This window comes from Paenibacillus sp. BJ-4 (assembly GCF_020404765.1).
Lineage (GTDB): Bacteria > Bacillota > Bacilli > Paenibacillales > Paenibacillaceae > Paenibacillus.
The window spans coordinates 1-438 of sequence record NZ_JAIVEM010000049.1; the positions used below are offsets into that span (position 1 = coordinate 1).

1 rRNA gene is annotated in these 438 nt (G+C 56.2%); it reads right to left on the reverse strand.

The features are described from left to right. Positions 1–438, reverse strand: a 16S ribosomal RNA gene (locus tag LCF57_RS09840); the annotation flags it as partial.

Consider the following 438-nt stretch of genomic DNA (forward strand, 5'->3'; position numbering starts at 1 on the left):
CCCTTGCGGGTTACCCCACCGACTTCGGGTGTTGTAAACTCTCGTGGTGTGACGGGCGGTGTGTACAAGACCCGGGAACGTATTCACCGCGGCATGCTGATCCGCGATTACTAGCAATTCCGACTTCATGCAGGCGAGTTGCAGCCTGCAATCCGAACTGAGACCGGCTTTTCTAGGATTCGCTCCAGATCGCTCCTTCGCTTCCCGTTGTACCGGCCATTGTAGTACGTGTGTAGCCCAGGTCATAAGGGGCATGATGATTTGACGTCATCCCCACCTTCCTCCGGTTTGTCACCGGCAGTCTGCTTAGAGTGCCCAGCTTGACCTGCTGGCAACTAAGCATAAGGGTTGCGCTCGTTGCGGGACTTAACCCAACATCTCACGACACGAGCTGACGACAACCATGCACCACCTGTCTCCTCTGTCCCGAAGGAAAGG